The sequence below is a fragment of the Pseudomonas sp. TZ252 genome, assembly GCF_056110345.1.
Genome location: NZ_CM148566.1, coordinates 5588432 through 5606233 on the forward strand (window position 1 = coordinate 5588432; position 17802 = coordinate 5606233).

Sequence of the window (17802 nt, forward strand, 5' to 3'; positions counted from 1 at the left end):
TTCAGGCTTCCGTACCGAGGTTCTGGAATGCGGAAAACGGGATCGGATCGATCGGGAAACGCGGCCGCAGCCAGCCGACGTCGTGGCGTCCGGTGGCGCGGCGCAGGCGATCGCTGCAGTAGCCGATGCACATCCGCCCCTGGCAGTCGCCCATGCCGGCGCGGGTGCGCATCTTCAGCCCGGCGATGTCCTGCACGCCCTGTTCGAGCGCGCGCTCGATGTCGCCACGAGTGACCTGTTCGCAGCGGCAGATCACCGTATCGGCCCGCGCCAGTTCGACCTGGCGGGCGCCGCGCTGGGTGTAGCGCTCGACCCCGGCGCGGAAGCGCTTGATCGCCTCCAGGCGGGCGAGATGGGATTCTCGGCGTTCGATGGCCTCGGCGGGCGCGATGGCCTCGCGTTGCAGGAGGATCGACAAGGCCGCGATGCGCCCGCCGATCATCGCCGCCTCGCCGCCGCGGATACCCGCCATGTCGCCGGCCAGGTGGATGTGCGGTTGGCTGCTCTGCTGCCAGACGTTGCATTCCGCGCGCAGGTATCCGTCGTCGCTGAAGCCGTGCTCCAGACCCAACTGCTGGCTGAGCTGGGTGCGCGGGATGAAGCCATAGCCGACCGCCAGGGTGCTGGCCTTCACCGGTCGCGCGTTTTCCAGGTCGGGCCGCCACTCTTCGTCGTAGGGCGCTACCGTCACTTCCGTCAGTTCCCCCTCGCCGCTGGCCTCCACCACGCCCCAGCCATAGTGCAGCGGAATGCCGTTGAGCTTGAGATAGCCGAGCATGCTCAGGCCGTCGAGGAACAGTTGCGGCTTGTTCAGCAGCGCCAGGCTTTCCCTGGCCATGCGGCCGAACGCGCAGGCCTCGTAGACCCCGGCGACACGTACCCCGGCCGCATGCAGTTGGCAGGCCACCAGTGGCAGCAGCGGGCCGCTGCCGGCGATCAGGGTATCGCCCAGGGGCTTCACCACGCCGCTCTTGATCTGCAATTGCAGGCCGCCGAGGAGCATCACCCCGGGCAGGGTCCAGCCGGGAAACGGCACGCTGCGCTCATGGCAGCCGGTGGCCAGGAGCAGGTGCGAATACTCCACCTCGTGCAGCTGTTCCGCCTCGTCGAGGACCATCAGGCGCTGGCCGTCGCCACCGACCACGCGGCTGTTCAGGCGCAGGTCGATGTGCCCGGCGCAGGCGGAGAAATCGCGCCGCAGTTTTTCCAGCATCCGGGTGTAGCGCGCGCCGAGGTAGGCCGGATCGACGCCGGCCCGCAAGGGGCCGCGATAGACCACCCCGCCGGGACGCGAGGCCTCGTCGAAGAGGACGCAGGGGACCCCGCGCCTGGCCAGCTCGATGGCTGCGGCCATGCCGGCCGAGCCGCCGCCGACGATCACCGGGCGCAGGTTCATGGCCGTTCCTCCTGGTCGAAGCGGTTGCTTTCGGTTTCCACCCGCATGCCCGGCCGGACGACGGTCTGGCAGGCGCGGCGCTTGGGCCGGCCGTCGATGGCGACCAGGCAGCAGTGGCATACGCCCATGCCGCAGAAGGCGCCGCTGGCCTGGCCATGGTCGTTGCGCGCGAGCCGGCGCAGGCCCACGGCATTGAGCACGTTGAGCACGGTCTCACCGGCAGCCGCCGCGACGGGCTGGCCATTGAGGTGGATGGTCATGTCTGCCCGCGAGAGGGGCTGGATATCGTGTTGACGTTCAAGAAGGTGCATTGCCCTTTCATCCGTGAGAGAGAGTCGGGAGCCGGCGACACTAGGAGTCGGGCCGGGCGCGGACATTGATCCATGACAGGTGGGTATCTTCCCCTGCCAATTCTGGTAGGTGGGGTGCAGGCGTTCGCGCGGAAAAGTCGAACCCGCGCCTAACCCAGGGTGCCAAGCAGCAAAGCCGGCTCACCCGTGGAGGCCCCATGCTGCAATCCTTCCAGCCGCCCTGGTGGAAACGCGCGGTGATCTACCAGGTCTACCCGCGTTCGTTCACCGACAGCGACGGCGACCTGCCCGGCCTGGTCGCGCGCCCGGACCACCTGCGCCGCCTTGGCGGCGACGCCCTCTGGCCGTCACCGGTGTATCGCTCGCCCGACCCCGGCGCTGCCGCCGCAGATCGCCACCACCCGTCGTTCCGTCATGTCCGACTCAGTGCGCGCGGGCCACGCCGCGCAAGAGGTTGGCGCTGAGCTTGTCGGCGTTGCAGGTCGCGATGTTGGCCAGCGAGACGATGCCTACCAGGCGCTTGTTGCGATCCATTACCGGCAAGCGGCGCTTCTCCAGTTGCGCCATGTTCTTCGCCACATGGTCCACTTCCTCGTCCTCGAAGCAGTAGCGCAGTTCACCGCTCATCACCTCGCGCACCGGGCGGTCGGCTCCGAGTCCATCGGCGAGGCCGCGCACCGCCAGGTCGCGGTCGGTGACCACGCCGGTCAGGCGCTCGCCCTCGTTGACCAGCAAGGCGCCGATATCGGCTTGGCGCATCAGCAGCGCCGCCTCGCCGAGGGTGGTCTGGGGGGTGACGGTACGTACTTCGCGACTCATGATTTCCCGGACTTTCATCGTTCTGTCTCCTTCTTCCGGCGCGCCGTTTTCGGCGCGGCTCTCCCTGCTTGTGAATCGCCCGCATACGGGGAGTTCGAAGTTTCTTCCCGGCGTCGCAGCCATCTACCTAGCGCTCGCGCGGGCAGCGTGCGGAAAACAAAAAATTTGCCCGCGTTTTCTGATATCTCGCCGCTGCCCGGATTCTTATTCTCGACTCCTTCTTTGGCATATGCGGGAAAACGAACCATGCGTATCGACGGTCATCGTCAGGTGGTTTCTAACGCAACGGCACAGCCCGGACCGCTACTGCGCCCTGCGGATATGCAGGCACGGGCTCTACAGGACCTGTTCGATGCGCAGGGGGTGGGGGTTCCCGTCGAACATGCCTTGCGCATGCAGGCGGTGGCCAGGCAGACGAATACCGTCTTTGGCATTCGCCCGGTTGAAAGAATCGTCACCACGCTGATCGAAGAGGGTTTCCCGACCAAGGGCTTCTCGGTGAAGGGGAAAAGCTCGAACTGGGGTCCGCAGGCGGGGTTCATCTGTGTCGACCAGCATCTCAGCAAGCGGGAAGACCGCGACACGGCGGAAATACGCAAGCTGAACCTGGCTGTGGCGAAGGGAATGGATGGCGGAGCCTATACCCAGACCGACCTGCGGATCTCTCGGCAACGCCTTGCGGAGCTGGTGCGGAATTTCGGCCTGGTGGCAGACGGTGTCGGGCCGGTTCGCCTCCTGACCGCGCAGGGCCCCAGCGGCAAACGCTATGAGTTCGAAGCCCGCCAGGAGCCGGACGGTCTCTACAGGATCAGCCGCCTGGGGCGGTCGGAAGCGGTGCAGGTACTGGCCAGCCTGGCTTGCGGGCTGGCGATGACCGCCGATTATGACCTCTTCCTGGTAGCGCCCTCGATCGAGGCGCATGGCAGTGGTGGTCTCGATGCAAGAAGGAATACCGCGGTCAGATACACCCCCCTCGGTGCAAAGGATCCCCTGAGCGAGGACGGATTCTATGGCAGGGAGGATATGGCCAGGGGAAACATCACTCCGCGCACGCGGCAACTGGTGGACGCCCTCAATGACTGCCTGGGCCGGGGGGAGCACAGGGAGATGTTTCACCACAGCGACGATGCGGGCAACCCAGGCTCCCATATGGGTGACAACTTCCCGGCCACCTTCTACCTTCCCCGGGCCATGGAGCATCGGGTCGGAGAAGAGTCCGTTCGCTTCGACGAGGTCTGCGTGGTGGCGGATCGGAAGAGCTTTTCCTTGCTGGTCGAGTGCATCAAGGGCAACGGCTATCACTTCACCGCCCATCCCGACTGGAACGTGCCGCTGCGGCCCAGCTTCCAGGAGGCGCTCGACTTTTTCCAACGTAAGGTCTGATGCGCGAAGGTCGTTGGCAAGGCCCGCTTTCCCCGGCGGCATGGGCATCCTGCCGCCTGTTCGAACGGGACTTTCCGAAGCCCCGGACCGGCTCTCTTCGGCCGATGTGAAAACGGCGCATCCCGTTGGGGATGCGCCGTACGCTTCAGCGGTTCGGCACGGTCAGGACGAGCGTCCGCCGCCGTGGCTGTGCTGGCCACCCTTGCGTCCTGCCTCGGAGGCCTTTTCCCGATCGTTGGCGAAGTTCCCGCCGCTCTGCTGGCCGCCCTTGCGGCCCGCCTCGGCGGCTCTTTCCGGGTCATTGGCGAAATTGCCTCCGCTCTGCTGGCCACCCTTGCGCCCGGCTTCGGCGGCGCGCTGCGGGTCATTGGCGAAGTTGCCGCCGCTGGCCTGGCCACCCTTGTGGCCGATCTCCTGGTAGAACTCCTTGCCGTGGCTCCTGGAGGTAGCTGCGCCGCCTTTCTGCCCGGCTTCGCTGGTGCTCATGCCTTGTCGTTTGTCGGTCATGCTCGTGTCCTCCTCTCGAGGGTTGAAAGGGATGCGGCGTTTTTCGCCGCGTGCACTTACTCCGAAGGCTTGCTCGATGGATCGTTCAAACTCTTTGCGGGCGCCCTGGGACGAAAAAATCATTAGCCGATCCAAGGCCTTCCGCTTGCCGGAATATGCTGGGCGGCGCGGGAAACTAAGAATGGATACTCCACTGGCAGGCGGCAGCGGGTATAGGCGAATCGTCCACCGTATGGATCAGTCCGCAAGCCAGGGCGTCTTCCGGACCAAGGATGCGCGGATAGGCCATCAGGTAGCGCGGGATGTCCAGGCGTTCCGGCGCATCACGGGTGTTCTCGGCGACGATCCGGGCGTAAAGCTCCAGGTCGTAGTCGAGGCTCATCGCATATTCCGCCATCCGCGCATGGTCCACCGCGCCATGCAGGGTCCAGTGGAAAGGATGGAACAGGAACTTGCTGTGGGCACTGGCGCTGCGTCGCTCGCCGGCGAGGAACAGGATGTTGCCCATCGACTCGACGGTACCCAGGTTGTGGGTATGTATCGGCACCGGCAGCGCGCGCAGGAAGTTGTACAGGGTAAAGCCGTAGCTGCATTCCCCGCCCATGGTGGCGATGTTGATCCGCAACTCCTCGGCCTCCTGTTGCAGGACCTTGGCGCAAGTGTTGATCAGATTGCCGCAGGTGGACGAATTGATCGGCCCGGTGAAATGGATGATGTGCTGCTTGGACATGCTCGCCTCTCTTTCCGTATCGGTTCCTCGACGGTCTGCAATGCTTTCCCTACAGAGGATTGCCGTACGTCCGCCGTGAGCCATCGTCGCGACGAATGGCACCCAGGGAGCGAGGGCCTGCGTTCCTCGCCGGCCTCCACGACTCAACGTGCGTGCAGTGGCCTCCGGGGGCCGGTATCGAGCGCCACCCATCCCGCCGAATGAACTCCGGTGCTGCTGCGCACGCCCCACCTGCACGACCCACAGCCAGGAGCAATGCCATGCGCGCCCTCACCTTCCACGGCAGCCACGATGTCCGTATCGATCGGGTTGCCGAACCGCGCCTGCAGGAACCCGACGACCTGCTGCTTCGCGTGACCGCCACCGCCATCTGCGGCTCCGACCTACATCTCTACCGGGGCAAGATCCCGATGGTCGAGCAGGGCGACATCCTCGGCCACGAGTTCATGGGCGTCGTCGAGGAAGTCGGCTCGGCCGTGACCGCGGTGCGTCCGGGCGACCGGGTGGTGGTGCCCTTCGTCATCGCCTGCGGCGAGTGCTTCTTCTGCCGCCTGAACCTGCACGCCGCCTGCGAGACCACCAACCCGGGGCGCGGCGCGATCCTCAACAAGAAGCAGATTCCGCCGGGCGCGGCGCTCTATGGCTACAGCCACCTGTACGGCGGCGTGCCGGGTGGCCAGGCCGAATACGTTCGGGTGCCCAAGGCCAACAGCGGGCCTTTCGTGATTCCCGACGTAATGGAAGACGAACGCGTGCTGTTCCTCAGCGACATCCTCCCCACCGGCTACCAGGCGGTGCGCAATGCCGGCGTCCGCCAGGGCAGTAGCGTGGCGATCTACGGCGCCGGCCCGGTCGGCCTGATGGCCGCCGCCTGCGCGCGGATGTTGGGCGCCGAGCGGATCTTCATCGTCGACCACCATCCCTACCGGCTGGACTTCGCCGCGCGCACCTACGGTGCGATTCCCATCGACTTCGACCAGGAGGACGATCCCGCCGCGGCGATCATCGAGCGCACCGACGGGCACCGCGGCGTCGACGCGGTGATCGACGCGGTGGGCTTCGAGGCCAAGGGCAGCGTCACCGAAACCGTGCTCACCGCGCTCAAGCTCGAAGCCAGCAGCGGCAAGGCACTACGCCAGTGCATCGCGGCTGTCCGGCGGGGTGGCACGGTGAGCGTGCCGGGCGTGTATGCCGGCTTCATCCATGGCTTCCTGTTCGGCGATGCCTTCGACAAGGGCTTGACCTTCAAGATGGGCCAGACCCATGTACAGGCACTGCTGCCGGCCTTGCTCGAACACATCGGCAACGGCGACCTGCATCCCGAGGCGATCATCAGCCACCGCCTGCGTCTGGACGACGCACCGGAGGGCTACGCCCTGTTCGACGAAAAACGCGAGGATTGCCGCAAGGTCGTCCTGCGCCCATGAGCCATCGCGGCGCGGCGGTTCAGTCGGCGCGCCGTCGCTCCTCGCCGCATCCGCACTGGCGCTCTTCCTCGGCGGCGACGCTTTCCGGCGTCTCGCCGTCCTGCTCGCCCATGTGCTGGTAGCGCTGACGCAGTTCGCGAAGGGTATCGGCGTCCAGGTCGTCCAGACCGAGCAGCGCATTGTGGGCACGTCGGGTGCTGCGCAACAGTTCGTCGATCTTGATATGCAGCGCGTCGGTATCGCGGTTCTGGGTGTTCTGGATGAGGAAGACCATGAGGAAGGTGACAATGGTGGTCGAGGTATTGATCACCAGTTGCCAGGTATCGTTGAAGTCGAAGAACGGCCCGCTGATCGCCCACAACAGGATCAATCCGAGGGCAACGACGAAGGTTGGCGGGCGGCCGGCCCAGTTGGACAGGCGTTGGGCGAAACGGGAAAAACTCATGGCGGCGGACTCCCTGCTGCATTCTCCCTACTGATGACCGCCCGCCCCGCCGGGCTTTCCAACGACCGGACGAAATGACCGGCGCCCTGCGGGCGCCGGCGACTTCATGCGGGACGACGGGCTTCGCCGGGGCCCGCTACGTCGGGATCGTCCGGGGCGAATTCCGGTTGCGCCTCGCTCGCCTGGTCGCGCTTGCCCCGCTCGGGACGTAGCGCCGGCGAGTCGGGGCTCAACGGGGTGTTTTCTGTCTCGGGTGTTTCGCGCTTGGCGGTCATCTCGAGGCTCCTCTGCCGTGCCTCCACGCTAAGGTGCCGGGCGTGGAGGCCGGGGCTCGCCCGCCGACGTCGGGCATCCGCGCTCAAGGCGCTTTGTCGGCAGCCGCGCCAGCGCCCAGGTCCGCACCTGTCAGCGGATCGGCCATGGGGTCGGAGCGGGTGCGGTCTGCCATTCGCTGCAACACCTCCTGCTCAGTCTCGGACAGGTTCACGCTGGCCGTGCCGTCGCCTCCATCCAGGGCCGGCTGTGGCGCCGCCACGTATTCCCAGCCATCACCCTCGTTCCAGGAACCGCGCGTGTCGCCCTCGCCGCGCGACATGTTCAGGTAACGCCGGACGAACTCCGGCATCCCTTGCAGCTTGCCTTGCGGGAAGTTCGGCTGGATCGAGTGCAGGGCCTTTTCGAAGGAAAGCTGGTGCGCCAGCTCGCGGGTCATGAGGAAGGTCAGCGCATCCTTGATGCCGGGATCGTCGGTGAGGTTGATCAGTCGTTCGTAAACGATCTTCGCACGCGCCTCGGCGGCGATGTTGGAACGCAGGTCCGCGGTCGGCTCGCCGATGGTATCGATGTAGGCCGCGCTCCAGGGTACGCCACCGGAGTTCACCAGGGCGGGCCCGCCGCCGTAAAGCAGCGAGGTGATATGCGAGTCGTTGCCGCCTCCGGTCAACGAACGGTACAGCTCGGCCTCCTCCTCCACCGCTTCGGCCAGACGCCCCTTGGCGCCCTTGTTGAGCATGCCGACGATCGAACCGATGATTTCCAGGTGGCTGAGTTCCTCGGTGGCGATGTCCATCAGCAGGTCCTTGCGACCGGGATCGCACTCGCCGAGGCCCTGGGTGAAATAGCGCATGGCGGCGGCCAGCTCGCCCTGCGGCCCGCCGAACTGCTCCAGCAGCAGGTTGGCCAGGCCAGGATCGGGCGCGGCGACCCTGACGGTGTACTGCAGTCGCTTGTCATGTACGAACATGGTTCGTTCCTCTGTGGGTTCGTGGACCTTCCCTCCGACGGACATTCGAACAACGGCTATTCGAAGCGGCGCTTTCATCCTGCGCACGGAAGCTCGGAATCCCGTAGCGGGCGATGGTTCAGAACTTTTCCCCAACGCGTCTCGCCTGGCGCAACGGCGCCGCTGCGCTGACTGCTACCGGTCGGAAAAGAAACTGAACGCTGCGCCCGGCGGCCACCTCTGAGCAGACACATACACACCGAGGAGAACCGCGATGACGAGCAAACAGGAAAACCTGCTGGACTGGCTGCGCGATGCCCACGCCATGGAGCAACAGGCCGAGCAGATGCTGAAAGCGCAAGCCGCGCGGCTGGAACACTATCCGCAACTGAAGACGCGGATCGAACAGCACATCGAGGAAACCCATGGCCAGCAGCGTCTGCTCGAGGAGTGTCTGAAGCGCCTGGACAGCAGTCCGTCGACGCTGAAGGACATCGGCGCCAAGCTGATGGCCTTCGGCCAGGCGGTGGCTGGCATGACAGTCAGCGACGAAGTGGTCAAGGGCGCCATGAGCGGCTATGTGTTCGAAAACATGGAGATCGCCGCCTACACCGTGCTGATCGCCGCCGCCCGCGAGGTCGGCGACGCCGAAACCCTTGCCGCGCTGGAACGCATCCTGCCCCAGGAACAAGCCATGGCGGACTGGTTGCGCGACCATCTGCCGGAACTCACCCAGGCCTTCCTTGCCCGCGACTCTCAGCCGGACACCGAGGCCAAGCGATGAACCCAAGGGTGATCGGGGCGTGCTGCGGGCGATCGGACCCGCAGGCGCCCCTGCTCAAGACCCTGACTTTCGCCATACTGCACTTCAGCATCGCCTTCGGCGTGGCCTACACGCTGACCGGCTCGGTGCTGACCGGCGGCCTGATCGCGCTGATCGAACCCAGTTGCAACACCGTGGCGTTCTATTTCCACGAGCGTGTCTGGCAGCGCTTCGGCGCCCGGCCGCGCCGGGAGAGCGGACACGGCCACGGCAATCTGGTGCCGTCGGAACGCCGCGACTGAGCCGGCGCGCTTCGAGGGCGACGAAAGCCGCCACCGGGCGCAGCAAGCCGGTGGTTCGAGGAGCGACGAGGGTCTCGCGTGTCCGTAGGCGCGTCTCCTTGGAAAGAAGATTTCCTGGCCTCACCCGCGTTTCGGCAATTCCGTCGAAATCGTCGGTTCGCGATGGAGAAAGCGAGGCCTTTGCCGTTTCGTTTCGTCTGCCTGGAAGAGGCGCCCGTCCATCGTTGCATGTTTCGCTCGCCGGTATCGTCGCGGCTAAGGTCAGAGTAACGATCCACCCTGGAGTATCAGCCATGACTACGCCCCGCATGATTGCCAACAGTTTCCGAAATTACCTGGCTGGCTACGACTGCCTGGTTTCCATCAGCGATACCCATGAAGTCACCTTGCAATTCAGCAGCCATGTCAATCCGCAAGAAAACATCACCATTCCAGGAGTCGCCCTCGATCTCCTGGCCAGTGACGAGGCGGTACGCCGGATGAGCGAAGTCCTTCACGACGAGTTCGCCCTGCTCCTCGCCGGTGCCCGCCGTACGCCGCGGATCGGGCGCGCCTGTTCCTGAGCGGCCCGGCTCAGTGATAGCCGGCATCGGCGCTCTTGCCGCGAAATACGTAGTAGCTGCAGGCGGTGTAGCCGAGGATGAAGGGAATGATGAACGGCGCGCTAGCCGGCCAAGGCCGGCTGGAGATTTTCCTCCAGCAGCTCCTCCACCAGCCGGCGCAGTGCCGGATGGCGCTCCTGGCCCGCTTCGCGCAACCTCCGGTAACGCCGCAACTGGCGGGCGGCGGAGGTCTCTTCGAGTAACCCGCAGGCATGCTGGTAGGCCCATTCGTTGCCCTGGCGGGCCTGCGGCCGGCACTGTCGCCAGGCCATTTCCAGCCAGTCCCCGGCACCTACGCAGCGGCCTTCGACGAGATAGCGGCCGGCGCAACCGTAACGCAGCGCCTGCCAGTAGTTTTCCTCCAGGCAGGCGTCGCGCGCGACCGGCAACGCACGCGGGTCCGCGCCCAGCGCTTCGCCCACCAGCGCCCTGAACAGCCCGGCCAGGCTCAGCGCGTCGGCCAGGCGCGGGCAGGCGTCGCAGATACGCAGCTCCAGGGTCGGCACATGGGATGACGGCCGGATCATCCACCAGACCTGGCCATCCTCGCGGATGCAGCCGGTCTCGCGCAGCAGCGCCAGGTGGCGGCGATAGGCGTCCTCGTCGGGCAAGGCAGGAGGAATGTTCATCCTCGGCCACTCTCCGCAGAGTGCCCGTCGATAGCTCGCCAGGCCGCTGCGCCGGCCGCCGCGGAACGGCGAGGATGCGCTCAACGCCAGCAGCAGCGGCAGCCACGGCAACACGCGCTGGAGCACAGCCATGCGGTCGTGGCTCGGCGGTATCTCCACATGCACGTGCAGGCCGCAGACCAGGCTGCGCCGGGCCACCCGCCCCTGGTCCTCGAACAGGCGGGCGAAGTGCGCCGCCGGGTTGCTTCGCGCCCGCCGCCAGTCGGCGAAGGGGTGGGTGCCGACGCAGAGCGAGCGCAGGCCGAATTCCATGGCCAGATGCGCCAGGCGTTGCCGGGCCTGACCGTGGAAGCGCGCGGCCTCGGCCAGGGTGGAGAACACCGGGCTGGCCACCTCGACCTGGCATTCGAACATCTCCTCGGCGAAATGCTCGCCGAGCGTGTCACGGCAGGCCGCGACGAATCCGGCGGGGGCGGAGCGGACGATGTCCAGGTCGGAGGCATCGAGCAGGAAGAATTCTTCCTCGATGCCGAAGCGAAGGCCGCTGGCGGCCAGGTCGTGGGTCATCGGCGCAGCTCCCGGGGATTGTCTCGGGAAGACGCCGGAGTGCCGTCGAGGTTCGTTTTTTCCGCCGTGAGGTTCCCCGGCGCGCCGCCGATCCTGCCAGTGAAACCTTTTTCCCCTGGTGTCACTCGCACCCATATGTGTGGTCGCCCCGGCCGCCCCCGCAAACCCACGACAAGGAACGCGACATGAGCCTGTCTTCGCCCCTCCCTGCCTCCAGTGCAAGCCCTTCGCCCAGGGTCCGCGACCTGTACCACGCCCTGCTCGACGAGCCCCGCGAGCACCTCGAAGCCGCCGGCGAGTTCCTCGACCAGCAATTGAGCCTGGCCGCCACCCATGACGACGACCTGCCGGAGGACCCCGCCGATTGGCCGGCCTGGCTCGACGCCGGGGCCCGGCGCACCGCCGAGGCGCATGCCGAATACCTCCGGGCACGGCGGCGCGGCGAAGGGCGACGCTACTTCCAGGTTCCCTCCCAGGCGATGCACTTCATTCGCAGCGTGGCCCCGACCAAGCTGGTCGACGGCGCCTGGCTCTATGGGCTGTTGCCGCATCATGGCGAGGAACGCCTGCGGCCGCTGCTGGAGACCTTCCTCGAAGAACTCGGCGACGGCGTCCCGGCACGCAACCACGTCCTGCTCTACCGGCGCCTGCTGGCCAGCATCGGCAGCGAGGAAGTCGAAGGCCTCAGCGATCTCCACTACCTGCAGGGCACCCAGCAACTCGCCCTCGGCCACCTCGCCGCGGACTACCTGCCCGAAGTGATCGGCTACAACCTCGGCTACGAGCAACCGCCGCTGCACCTGTTGATCACCACTCAGGAGCTGCGCGAGCTGGGCTTCGACTCCTACTATTTCCAGTTGCACGTGACCATCGACAACGCCGCCAGCGGGCATGCGCGCAAGGCCCTGCGCGCGGTCTACGACAACCTGCCGCAGCTTGGCGGGCGCGCGGCCTTCCTCGAACGGGTGAGGAACGGCTACCGCCTGAACGAGGTCGGCCTGAGCACTACGCAGGTAATCGACGGCTTCGATCTCGAGGAAGAATTGCTGGCCATGTTCGAGCGCAAGCGCCCCTACGCCGCCGGTATGCATTCGGATCGTTGCCGGATCGGCGGGCGCACGGTGAACCAGTGGCTGGCGGTGCCCGGGCGGTTCCCGGCGTTTCTCGCCTGCCTGGAGGAAGAGGGCTGGATCCGGCGCCATGCCGATCCGCGCGGCAGCCGCTTCTGGAACCTGATCGAGGGCGACCGGGCGGCAATGTTCGGAGTCTTCACTCCCTACGAGCAGCAGTTGCTGTACGACTGGATCGCTGGCGACTGGCAAGCACCCGCTCCGGCGGACAGGGACCCGCTTGCGCCGCTGGCGGAGCCGGCGACAGCGGGCGGAGACGTGGATGCCGAGCAGGTCGCGCTGCGGCGCGAGCTGCTGCGGCTATCCCCCGAGCAGGGCGTGGCACGCCTTCTCGAACTGATGGCCCCGCACCGCCACCACGGGCCCGCCGGTCTCCTTGCCACGCGGATGTTCAGCCAGCGCTGGAGGGCCGCCCATGCCCAGCCTGAATGATCCGCGCCTGGACGTCCTGGTCAGCCTCGGCAACTGGTTGCGAGGCCAGGACTACCGTTTCGTCACCGTCACCCCGGCTACCCATGAGCGCGTCAACGCCCGCCCGGAAAACCGCATGGCCCGGGACCTGGCCGGCATCTTCGGCTGGAGCCGGCCATTCGCCGGGGAAAGCCTGCCGGCCGACTGGCTGACCCTTCTTGCCGGCGCCGACCTGATCCGCCGCGAGGCGGACGGCTGGCGCAGCCAGGTGCGCGTCTCCAGCCTCGGCGAGCAACTGTTCGTCCATTCGGCCTTCCCTACCCTGGCCGCCGACGCGGTGTTCTTCGGCCCCGACACCTACCGCTTCGACCGGCTGATCCGCAGCCACCTGGCATCGTCCGATCCGGCACGCATCCGCCGTGCGGCGGATATCGGCTGCGGCGCCGGCCCCGGCGCGATCCGCATCGCCATGGCCTGCCCGGACGCCGAAGTACACGGGCTGGATATCAATCCGGCGGCGCTCGACCTGGCGCGGGTCAACGCGGCGCTGGCGGGGGTCGGTAACCTGACCCTGGCGCGTAGCGACCTGCTGAGCCAGGCGCCCGGTCGCTTCGACCTGATCGTGGCCAACCCGCCCTATCTCCTGGATGCCTCGGAGCGCGCCTACCGGCATGGTGGCGGGATGCTCGGCGCCGGGCTCTCGCTGGCAATCGTCGATGCCGCCCTCGAGCGCCTGGAAGCCGGCGGCAGCCTGCTGCTGTATACCGGCGTGGCGATGGTCGAAGGCGGTGATCCGTTCCTCGCCCGCATCCGCGAACGCCTGGCGTCTCGGGAGTGGGTCTGGGACTACCAGGAACTGGACCCGGACGTGTTCGCCGAAGAGTTGGACAGCCCCGCCTACCGCGAAGCCGAGCGGATCGCCGTGGTCGGCCTGCGGGTCACTCGTTCCGCCTGAGGCGCTCCAGGCCTTCCAGGCTCCCCACCAGATCCTCGTTCAGGCGCTGCCAGCGCTCGGCCACCTCGGCCTCGGCCGGAATCACCGCGAGGACCTCGTCATCCACCCACTCCCAGGGCAGGCACAGGCGTTCCGCTTCGGCCCGGCTGGCGGCGCGCACGGTGCGGGCGAAACGCCGCCAGCCGCGCATGTGCTGGATTTCGTAGGTGGTCATGGCTCCTCCGGAAGACAGGGACGTTTGTCTTTCGGCGCTCCCCGCGTCTTCCGGTTCAAGGCCCTGGATGGGCGGTCGCGGACCGCCCGGCACGCCACCTGAACCCCCTCGCGCCGGGCCGGTCCAGACTCCTGAACGCCACAGAAAAGAGGTGCCCGTCATGACCCGCGAAATGGCTCGGCTACTGATCAGTCCCTCCAATGCCTGGCCTCGTCTGCGCCAGGACTACGACCATCACCCTTTCGCCTTCCTCGTTCCGCTGTTGCTATTGCCGCTGCTGCCGGCGGCCTGCCTATTCATCGGCACTACCCAGGTCGGCTGGTCGCTGCCGGGCAACGACAGCGTGCAACACCTCTCCAGCGGCAGCGCCCTGCTGCTGGCGACGATGTGTTACCTGGGCTTCGTCGCCGGCGTGGTGATCATGGGCTTCTTCGTACGCTGGGTGCTGTTCCGCACGCCGTCGCGCCCCAGCGTACCGGGCAGCCTGACCTTCACCACGGCGATCGCCGTGCCCTTGATGCTCGCCGGGATCGTCGCCCTGGTGCCCTGGCGGATCCTCCTGCTGCTGGCCGCGGCGGCTGCCTGCGCCTACTCGGTACGCCTGCTGTTCACCGGCCTGCCGCTGTTCATGCGCATGCAGGAGCGGCAGACATTGTTCTACGCCTTCTGCATCCTGGGCGTCGGCTTCCTGACCCTGCTGACCACCGCCTTCATCTTCATCGAGTTCTGGGGGCAAAGCCTGGCCGGCAGCGGCGAGTACCTGCGCTGAGGCTCAGCCGGCCTTCAGCGTGCCGGTCAGGAACAGGTACAACTCTTCCTGGCCGAACGGCTTGGCCAGCTTGGGCAACTGTGCCGCCGCGCCTTCGATCTTTTCCGCGAAGCCGGTGGCCAGGGCCATCTTCAGCGGCCGGCCCTGGGCCATGACCCGCTCCACCAACTGGCTGCCGTTCATCCGTGGCATCGCCTGGTCGGTCAGGAGGATGTCCAGCTCCGGCGTCGCCGTGAGAATCTCCAGGGCCAGGCTGCCGGAGTCGGCCTTGAGTACCGAGCAACCGAGGTCCTCCAGCATCGCCGCGGTGTTGTTCAACACCAGCGGGTCGTCGTCCACCACCAGTACTCGACAGGACAAGCGCACCCGCTCGCTTTCGCTGGGCGCCTGCGGCGTCGCGCCATTGCCCGTACGGGCGCTTTCCGGGGTTCGCGGGACGGCGGGTATCCAGATGTTCGCGGTGGTGCCGACGCCCGGCTGGCTCTCCAGGGTGAGCCGGCCGCCGAGCTGCTCGGCGAGGCCGTCGACGATCGACAGGCCCAGCCCGGTGCCACGCCCAATTCCCTTGGTGGTGTAGAAGGGTTCCACCGCACGGCGCAGGGTTTCCTCGTCCATGCCGCTGCCGGTGTCGCTGATGCTCAGGCAGATATAGTTGCCCGGTGCGAGGCGATGGGGATTGTCCGCCGGCACCCGCTGGTTGCTCGCGGAAAAGACGATGCGCCCGCCGTTGGGCATGGCGTCGCGGGCGTTGGTGGCAAGGTTGATGATGGACAGTTCGAGCTGGTTGGCGTCGGTCAGGCCGAGGTCGAGATCCAGGGGAAAGCGCGTCTCGATCGATACGCTCGGTCCCAGGGAATGGATCAGCAGGTCGGTCATCCCGCGCAACAGGTCGGGGATCGCGCAGGGCTGTGGATCGAGACGTTGCTTGCGGGCGAAGGAAAGCATCCGCTGGGTCAGGTTGGCGCCGCGCTGGGCGGCCTCCAGGGCGTTCTGCAAGAGGTCGGCGGTGCGCTGGTCGCCGGGCAGGCGTTTCTTCAGCAGCCCGAGGCTGCCGATGATTACCGTCAGCAGGTTGTTGAAGTCGTGGGCCACGCCGCCGGTCAGGTGCCCCAGGGACTCCATCTTCTGGGCCTGGAACAGCTCCTGGCGGGCCCGTTCCAGTTCGCGTTCGGCTTCGATCCGGTGGGTGATGTCACGGGTTACCTTGGCGAAGCCGATCAGCCGGCCATCGCTGTCGCGGATCGGATCGATCACCACGTTGGCCCAGAAGCGACTGCCGTCCTTGCGCACCCGCCAGCCTTCCTTCTCGAAACGCCCTTCGCGTTCGGCGGCGGCCAGGCCGCGGGCCGGCTCGCCGGCCTCGCGGTCTTCGGGGGTGTAGAAGCAGGAGAAGTGCCGGCCGATCACCTCTTCCGGCAGGTAGCCCTTGATCCGCTGGGCGCCGAGGTTCCAGTTGGTGATCCGCCCGCGGTGGTCGAGCATGTAGATGGCGTAGTCGGTAACGCTCTGCACCAGCAGGCGGAACTGCTCCTGGCTGCGCCGCAGCGCCTCCTTGGCTGCGCGCCCTTCGCTGAGGTCGTGGATCAGCTGGGCGAAGCCGAGCAACTGGCCCTGGCTGTCGCGGATGGCGTCGATCACCACCTGCGCCCAGAAGCGCTTGCCGTTGCTGCGCACCCGCCAGCCCTCGGTCTCGAAGCGGCCCTCGGCATCCGCCTGGCGCAGCGCCTGTTGCGGAACGCCGGCGTCGCGGTCCTTGCGGGTATGAAAGCAGGCGTAGTCGCGGCCGAGGATCTCGCTCGCGTCGTGGCCGAACAGGCGCGCCGCGCCGGCGCTCCAGCTGGCGATACGGCCAGCGCTGTCCAGGGTGTGGATCGCGTAGTCGTCGACCGCTTCGTCGAGCAGGCGGTTGCGCGTGGCCTGGTTCAAGGGGACTTTCGGTTTTCTTGTGGTTTTCATGGACGTGTTCACTCGTCGGCTGCTCGACCCGGGCTGCAAGGCACACCCAGCAAGGTAGTACGAAGAACGTCTTCCGGCCGCTCGCTGGCTCGCCCCAGGAACTTGGCCGACCTTTCGGAAGACCCCGGCGCGGCCGGCGAATTCCATTCGCCGGAACCTTGTCCGGAGTATGGCTTTCGATATGCAGGTAGGGACATCTCCTTTCCACCGCACCGACCCCGGAGTTCCCATGCGCAATCTGGAAACCGCAACCCTGAAGCTGGGGATATTCCATCCCCACGACAGCCTGAGCCAGGCGCTGATCGCCGCCGCCCTGCAGCGGCAGATCGAAGTCAGCGCCTTGCAAGCCGACCTCAACAGCCTGCAGGCGCGCCCCGGGCTGCGCTGCAAGCCAGCCAGCCTGGCGTCGTCGATCGAGGTCAGCCAGGCGGCGGCCGGTCTCGACCTGCTGTTCGCGCCGTTGTCCGACTACGCCGCCGAAGCCTTGCCGCCGATCTGCGCCGCGCTGATCGATGGCGCCCTGCGCGCCGAGGTACCGCGCCTGTTCCTGCTTGGCCATTGGCAATGGCTGGTGGCGCCGCGCGACGCCGGCGAGGAGCAACTGGGTGCCGGGCTCGAGCGCAGCCTCACGGTCAGCGGCCTGGACTGGACGCTGGTGGAGGTCCCGAGCCTTCCCGCCGGCCTGCGCATCGACGATTTCAGCCGCGCCGGCGACGTCGCGGAAGTGGAGGCCGCCAGGGTGTTCGCCTGCGCCGAAGCGCTGCTCGACGAAGTCCGTCTCGGCCTGCACAAGCGCCAGTGCCTGCGCCTGGCGCCCTGAGGAGTACCCACCATGTCCGGACCCGATACCCTCAGCCAGGCCTTCGGCACCCTGCTGCTGGCCCTGGCCTTCAGCGCCTTCATCGTTTTCGTTCGCGGCTACCGCCCGGGCGGGGTCAGCGGCGCCTGGTACGACCTGGTGCTCGCCTTCGTCGCGGTATGGCTGGCGTTCTGGCCCGAAGCCGGCGTACTCGCACGCTCGCCGAGCCTGGCCAATGCCCTGGGGTTGGTCTTGCAGGTCGGCGCTACCCTGCTCGGCTGCCTGCTTGGCTACGGGGTGGCAAGGGGATTGCGGCGGGCGATGCGGGAAACCCGGCAAAAAAGATCGGCTTCTTCGCCAACGAGCCGGCGAGGTTCCTAGAGGAAATATCGAGAAAATCCATATAACCATATGGGCGAAAAGCTCTTTCGAATGCCCATAAGGAGCGCCGAACGGGCTTTTCGC

Annotated in this window: 22 protein-coding genes and 1 pseudogene; 11 read left to right on the forward strand and 12 right to left on the reverse strand. The window is 66.9% G+C overall.

The window, feature by feature from the left end; all coding sequences use genetic code 11:
• Window position 1 precedes the first annotated feature (1 nt).
• Together hcnB and hcnA are read right to left on the reverse strand one after the other, a co-directional pair.
• Entirely contained in the window at window positions 2-1396 is a 1395-nt protein-coding gene (gene hcnB, locus ACYAF3_RS25780; protein WP_003144254.1) for a cyanide-forming glycine dehydrogenase subunit HcnB, read from the reverse strand.
• The gene (hcnA, locus tag ACYAF3_RS25785) at window positions 1393-1707 is read right to left on the reverse strand and encodes a cyanide-forming glycine dehydrogenase subunit HcnA (protein ID WP_003113684.1); all 315 of its coding nucleotides are present in this window, start codon (window positions 1705-1707) and stop codon (window positions 1393-1395) included. Before hcnA ends, hcnB begins: the two co-directional genes overlap by 4 nt.
• 197 nt (window positions 1708-1904) lie before the next feature.
• Here hcnA and ACYAF3_RS25790 point away from each other — a divergent pair, with 197 nt between their 5' ends.
• Window positions 1905-2171: an alpha-amylase family glycosyl hydrolase gene (locus ACYAF3_RS25790; RefSeq protein WP_003162802.1), complete on the forward strand. Its 267-nt coding sequence runs from the start codon at window positions 1905-1907 to the stop codon at window positions 2169-2171.
• Here the strand turns inward: ACYAF3_RS25790 and ACYAF3_RS25795 are convergent.
• Entirely contained in the window at window positions 2131-2544 is a 414-nt protein-coding gene (locus tag ACYAF3_RS25795) for a CBS domain-containing protein (protein WP_003089022.1), read from the reverse strand. The genes ACYAF3_RS25790 and ACYAF3_RS25795 overlap by 41 nt on opposite strands.
• 228 nt (window positions 2545-2772) lie before the next feature.
• Here ACYAF3_RS25795 and exoY point away from each other — a divergent pair, with 228 nt between their 5' ends.
• The gene (gene exoY, locus ACYAF3_RS25800) at window positions 2773-3909 is read left to right on the forward strand and encodes a type III secretion system adenylate cyclase effector ExoY (protein WP_023115356.1); all 1137 of its coding nucleotides are present in this window, start codon (window positions 2773-2775) and stop codon (window positions 3907-3909) included.
• A gap of 162 nt (window positions 3910-4071) precedes the next feature.
• Here exoY and ACYAF3_RS25805 read toward each other — a convergent pair whose 3' ends face one another.
• Window positions 4072-4416: a con-10 family general stress protein gene (locus tag ACYAF3_RS25805; protein WP_003113680.1), complete on the reverse strand. Its 345-nt coding sequence runs from the start codon at window positions 4414-4416 to the stop codon at window positions 4072-4074.
• A 175-nt stretch (window positions 4417-4591) separates the two neighbouring features.
• On the reverse strand, window positions 4592-5146 hold the full coding sequence (locus ACYAF3_RS25810) for a ClpP family protease (RefSeq protein ID WP_003113679.1): 555 nt from the start codon (window positions 5144-5146) through the stop codon (window positions 4592-4594).
• 260 nt (window positions 5147-5406) lie between these two features.
• Here ACYAF3_RS25810 and ACYAF3_RS25815 point away from each other — a divergent pair, with 260 nt between their 5' ends.
• The gene (locus ACYAF3_RS25815) at window positions 5407-6573 is read left to right on the forward strand and encodes a zinc-dependent alcohol dehydrogenase (protein ID WP_003120175.1); all 1167 of its coding nucleotides are present in this window, start codon (window positions 5407-5409) and stop codon (window positions 6571-6573) included.
• Between the two features lie 19 nt (window positions 6574-6592).
• Here the strand turns inward: ACYAF3_RS25815 and ACYAF3_RS25820 are convergent, their stop codons facing one another.
• From ACYAF3_RS25820 to ACYAF3_RS25830, 3 genes are all read right to left on the reverse strand, one after another.
• Entirely contained in the window at window positions 6593-7018 is a 426-nt protein-coding gene (locus ACYAF3_RS25820; protein ID WP_003116972.1) for a low affinity iron permease family protein, read from the reverse strand.
• A 104-nt stretch (window positions 7019-7122) separates the two neighbouring features.
• Complete coding sequence (locus tag ACYAF3_RS25825) at window positions 7123-7293, reverse strand: hypothetical protein (RefSeq protein ID WP_023115357.1); 171 nt, start codon at window positions 7291-7293, stop codon at window positions 7123-7125.
• Window positions 7294-7376: 83 nt separating this feature from the next.
• Window positions 7377-8261, reverse strand: a complete 885-nt coding sequence (locus ACYAF3_RS25830; RefSeq protein ID WP_023115358.1) for a manganese catalase family protein — start codon at window positions 8259-8261, stop codon at window positions 7377-7379.
• 253 nt (window positions 8262-8514) lie between these two features.
• Between ACYAF3_RS25830 and ACYAF3_RS25835 the strand changes: the two genes are divergently transcribed.
• The 3 genes from ACYAF3_RS25835 (at window position 8515) to ACYAF3_RS25845 (ending at window position 9868) form a co-directional block, all read left to right on the forward strand.
• Window positions 8515-9024, forward strand: a complete 510-nt coding sequence (locus ACYAF3_RS25835) for a ferritin-like domain-containing protein (RefSeq protein ID WP_003113674.1) — start codon at window positions 8515-8517, stop codon at window positions 9022-9024.
• Window positions 9021-9305: a DUF2061 domain-containing protein gene (locus ACYAF3_RS25840; protein ID WP_003115518.1), complete on the forward strand. Its 285-nt coding sequence runs from the start codon at window positions 9021-9023 to the stop codon at window positions 9303-9305. The genes ACYAF3_RS25835 and ACYAF3_RS25840 overlap by 4 nt, the downstream gene beginning before the upstream one ends.
• Window positions 9306-9598: 293 nt before the next feature.
• Window positions 9599-9868 (forward strand): hypothetical protein, encoded by a 270-nt coding sequence (locus ACYAF3_RS25845; RefSeq protein WP_003116974.1) that lies wholly within the window; start codon window positions 9599-9601, stop codon window positions 9866-9868.
• 10 nt (window positions 9869-9878) lie between these two features.
• On the opposite strand, the pseudogene ACYAF3_RS25850 reads toward ACYAF3_RS25845, so the two are convergent.
• A pseudogene (locus ACYAF3_RS25850) lies at window positions 9879-9980 on the reverse strand (hypothetical protein); the annotation flags it as partial.
• Window positions 9970-11103 carry a carboxylate-amine ligase gene (locus ACYAF3_RS25855; RefSeq protein WP_031643366.1) on the reverse strand — a complete coding sequence of 378 codons (1134 nt, stop codon included), beginning with the start codon at window positions 11101-11103 and terminating at the stop codon, window positions 9970-9972. The gene ACYAF3_RS25855 and the pseudogene ACYAF3_RS25850, both read right to left, overlap by 11 nt.
• Before the next feature lie 185 nt (window positions 11104-11288).
• On the opposite strand from ACYAF3_RS25855, the gene ACYAF3_RS25860 reads away from it, so the two are divergent.
• Window positions 11289-12665, forward strand: a complete 1377-nt coding sequence (locus tag ACYAF3_RS25860) for an iron-containing redox enzyme family protein (protein WP_025324921.1) — start codon at window positions 11289-11291, stop codon at window positions 12663-12665.
• Window positions 12649-13599: a methyltransferase gene (locus ACYAF3_RS25865; protein ID WP_031653230.1), complete on the forward strand. Its 951-nt coding sequence runs from the start codon at window positions 12649-12651 to the stop codon at window positions 13597-13599. The genes ACYAF3_RS25860 and ACYAF3_RS25865 overlap by 17 nt, the downstream gene beginning before the upstream one ends.
• Here ACYAF3_RS25865 and ACYAF3_RS25870 read toward each other — a convergent pair.
• Window positions 13583-13813: a hypothetical protein gene (locus ACYAF3_RS25870; protein ID WP_003113668.1), complete on the reverse strand. Its 231-nt coding sequence runs from the start codon at window positions 13811-13813 to the stop codon at window positions 13583-13585. The genes ACYAF3_RS25865 and ACYAF3_RS25870 overlap by 17 nt on opposite strands.
• A gap of 160 nt (window positions 13814-13973) precedes the next feature.
• On the opposite strand from ACYAF3_RS25870, the gene ACYAF3_RS25875 reads away from it, so the two are divergent.
• Window positions 13974-14582 carry a Yip1 family protein gene (locus tag ACYAF3_RS25875; RefSeq protein ID WP_003123473.1) on the forward strand — a complete coding sequence of 203 codons (609 nt, stop codon included), beginning with the start codon at window positions 13974-13976 and terminating at the stop codon, window positions 14580-14582.
• Window positions 14583-14585: 3 nt separating this feature from the next.
• Here the strand turns inward: ACYAF3_RS25875 and ACYAF3_RS25880 are convergent, their stop codons facing one another.
• Window positions 14586-16538 (reverse strand): hybrid sensor histidine kinase/response regulator, encoded by a 1953-nt coding sequence (locus ACYAF3_RS25880; protein ID WP_010794153.1) that lies wholly within the window; start codon window positions 16536-16538, stop codon window positions 14586-14588.
• Window positions 16539-16767: 229 nt separating this feature from the next.
• Between ACYAF3_RS25880 and ACYAF3_RS25885 the strand changes: the two genes are divergently transcribed.
• The gene (locus ACYAF3_RS25885) at window positions 16768-17358 is read left to right on the forward strand and encodes an NAD(P)-dependent oxidoreductase (RefSeq protein ID WP_003088985.1); all 591 of its coding nucleotides are present in this window, start codon (window positions 16768-16770) and stop codon (window positions 17356-17358) included.
• 12 nt (window positions 17359-17370) lie between these two features.
• Entirely contained in the window at window positions 17371-17718 is a 348-nt protein-coding gene (locus ACYAF3_RS25890) for a hypothetical protein (protein ID WP_003088982.1), read from the forward strand.
• Window positions 17719-17802: the final 84 nt, after the last annotated feature.

Excerpts from the sequence above, each read along its gene's own strand:
- hcnB (WP_003144254.1), bottom strand. The coding sequence starts at position 1,396 with ATGAACCTGCGCCCGGTGATCGTCGGCGGCGGCTCGGCCGGCATGGCC.
- hcnA (WP_003113684.1), bottom strand. The coding sequence starts at position 1,707 with ATGCACCTTCTTGAACGTCAACACGATATCCAGCCCCTCTCGCGGGCA.
- ACYAF3_RS25790 (WP_003162802.1), top strand. The coding sequence starts at position 1,905 with ATGCTGCAATCCTTCCAGCCGCCCTGGTGGAAACGCGCGGTGATCTAC.
- ACYAF3_RS25795 (WP_003089022.1), bottom strand. The coding sequence starts at position 2,544 with ATGAAAGTCCGGGAAATCATGAGTCGCGAAGTACGTACCGTCACCCCC.
- exoY (WP_023115356.1), top strand. The coding sequence starts at position 2,773 with ATGCGTATCGACGGTCATCGTCAGGTGGTTTCTAACGCAACGGCACAG.
- ACYAF3_RS25805 (WP_003113680.1), bottom strand. The coding sequence starts at position 4,416 with ATGACCGACAAACGACAAGGCATGAGCACCAGCGAAGCCGGGCAGAAA.
- ACYAF3_RS25810 (WP_003113679.1), bottom strand. The coding sequence starts at position 5,146 with ATGTCCAAGCAGCACATCATCCATTTCACCGGGCCGATCAATTCGTCC.
- ACYAF3_RS25815 (WP_003120175.1), top strand. The coding sequence starts at position 5,407 with ATGCGCGCCCTCACCTTCCACGGCAGCCACGATGTCCGTATCGATCGG.
- ACYAF3_RS25820 (WP_003116972.1), bottom strand. The coding sequence starts at position 7,018 with ATGAGTTTTTCCCGTTTCGCCCAACGCCTGTCCAACTGGGCCGGCCGC.
- ACYAF3_RS25825 (WP_023115357.1), bottom strand. The coding sequence starts at position 7,293 with ATGACCGCCAAGCGCGAAACACCCGAGACAGAAAACACCCCGTTGAGC.
- ACYAF3_RS25830 (WP_023115358.1), bottom strand. The coding sequence starts at position 8,261 with ATGTTCGTACATGACAAGCGACTGCAGTACACCGTCAGGGTCGCCGCG.
- ACYAF3_RS25835 (WP_003113674.1), top strand. The coding sequence starts at position 8,515 with ATGACGAGCAAACAGGAAAACCTGCTGGACTGGCTGCGCGATGCCCAC.
- ACYAF3_RS25840 (WP_003115518.1), top strand. The coding sequence starts at position 9,021 with ATGAACCCAAGGGTGATCGGGGCGTGCTGCGGGCGATCGGACCCGCAG.
- ACYAF3_RS25845 (WP_003116974.1), top strand. The coding sequence starts at position 9,599 with ATGACTACGCCCCGCATGATTGCCAACAGTTTCCGAAATTACCTGGCT.
- ACYAF3_RS25855 (WP_031643366.1), bottom strand. The coding sequence starts at position 11,103 with ATGACCCACGACCTGGCCGCCAGCGGCCTTCGCTTCGGCATCGAGGAA.
- ACYAF3_RS25860 (WP_025324921.1), top strand. The coding sequence starts at position 11,289 with ATGAGCCTGTCTTCGCCCCTCCCTGCCTCCAGTGCAAGCCCTTCGCCC.
- ACYAF3_RS25865 (WP_031653230.1), top strand. The coding sequence starts at position 12,649 with ATGCCCAGCCTGAATGATCCGCGCCTGGACGTCCTGGTCAGCCTCGGC.
- ACYAF3_RS25870 (WP_003113668.1), bottom strand. The coding sequence starts at position 13,813 with ATGACCACCTACGAAATCCAGCACATGCGCGGCTGGCGGCGTTTCGCC.
- ACYAF3_RS25875 (WP_003123473.1), top strand. The coding sequence starts at position 13,974 with ATGACCCGCGAAATGGCTCGGCTACTGATCAGTCCCTCCAATGCCTGG.
- ACYAF3_RS25880 (WP_010794153.1), bottom strand. The coding sequence starts at position 16,538 with ATGAAAACCACAAGAAAACCGAAAGTCCCCTTGAACCAGGCCACGCGC.
- ACYAF3_RS25885 (WP_003088985.1), top strand. The coding sequence starts at position 16,768 with ATGCGCAATCTGGAAACCGCAACCCTGAAGCTGGGGATATTCCATCCC.
- ACYAF3_RS25890 (WP_003088982.1), top strand. The coding sequence starts at position 17,371 with ATGTCCGGACCCGATACCCTCAGCCAGGCCTTCGGCACCCTGCTGCTG.